The sequence below is a fragment of the Bartonella sp. AA89HNZF genome (assembly GCF_042196905.1).
GTDB lineage: Bacteria > Pseudomonadota > Alphaproteobacteria > Rhizobiales > Rhizobiaceae > Bartonella.
Genome location: NZ_JBHIRD010000070.1, coordinates 1 through 1,275, shown reverse-complemented (window position 1 = coordinate 1,275; position 1,275 = coordinate 1). Strand labels below are relative to the sequence as shown.

Genomic DNA, 1,275 nt, shown 5'->3' with positions numbered 1-1,275 from the left:
GCCATAAAAAAAACGGCTAAAGCCGCTGTAAACATAAGAGAATATTTCTTTAGCCAAAAAATCATAAGCGTTGCTCCCCAAACCGCTTGGCGACAATCACTATGCCCGTTACAGCCGCTAAAACCATCATGCCTGCTAAAGCCCATTGCACCGGACCATTGCCTGCTAACAAGCCTCCAAACCCCGAACAAGACCCTATAATCGGGGCAAGTGCTTCTATCTTTAAAAGACCGCTTGCTGTTTTCGTTTCTACCCTTTGATAATTCGAAGAAACATAAGCCCCTTTTACCCATAATCCCGCTTCTGCTGCTCGACGGTTGGCTAAACCCGCAAGAGGCTTCCCACCGACCTTATTCCATTTCTGTAATTCTAAGGGTACGGCTTCATAATCCCCTTGATTAAGCTTCTTCAACAAGGTTGACTTGCGAAAAGCAGCTGTTCCTACATTATAGCAAAATGAGACCAATGCCGCGAATTGGCAATCCGTTAACGAAACCGTCACCGATTCCTCTACCGTCTGCTCAAATTGCTTTAAGTCTTCACAAAGGATTTCTTCTGCTTGTTTTTGGCTAATACACATGCCTTTTTTGACAAGGGGGTGACCCGCATTGCTGGTGTGACCATAACCAATCGTCCAGACACATGCCGTATCTCTATATGCCTCTAAACGCAAACCTTCCCATTGTTTGATAAGCTCTAATCCTTCTTTCGATATCTTTCTCATCTGACGCTCCATAAAAAAAGCCCCACAAAAGTGGAGCTGGATAAAAATGTTTTTTTATGATCTCTATTGACTATGCTCTTTGATCAGTTGCTCGACTTCTTCAACACGAAAGCCAAGTTGAAAGAGCGGCGCATAGTCGCTTTCCTGTAATTCATACTGACAACGCTTTTCTACAAAATCACCATTTGAATCAAACGGCATGGTTGTTGTTAGACAAACCTTATGCGTGTCATCTTCAATCCCCTCTTCTCCCTCTCCAAGCTCTTTAACAAAAACCCAATAAAAACGTGTTGCTAAAAGATTCCCTAGCCTTCTTACCGTTTCAACTTTGTCAAAAGAAAGCATGTTCAGATAATCTTCTTTGCTATTTAAATGTTCTGGATAATCTATCATCTCTCCCTCCTAAACAAAATGACGCGTATGGCTACATCCACGCGCCGCAACTTGTTCATTTCCACCATTGACGATCATGGTGGCTCGAGTAAAACGCCCATTATCCGTTGTATTACTCCAGCTACCACCCCCTAACAATGCTCTCATTTCAAACGTAT

The 1,275-nt window shown here is 43.0% G+C and carries 2 protein-coding genes; both read right to left on the bottom strand.

Annotation, left to right across the window (positions count from 1 at the left end):
* Positions 1 to 61 precede the first annotated feature (61 nt).
* Complete coding sequence (locus tag ACFIN0_RS09705; protein WP_375702451.1) at positions 62 to 724, bottom strand: lysozyme; 663 nt, start codon at positions 722 to 724, stop codon at positions 62 to 64.
* Between the two features lie 63 nt (positions 725 to 787).
* Positions 788 to 1,117 carry a hypothetical protein gene (locus ACFIN0_RS09700; RefSeq protein WP_375702450.1) on the bottom strand — a complete coding sequence of 110 codons (330 nt, stop codon included), beginning with the start codon at positions 1,115 to 1,117 and terminating at the stop codon, positions 788 to 790.
* Positions 1,118 to 1,275 lie beyond the last annotated feature (158 nt).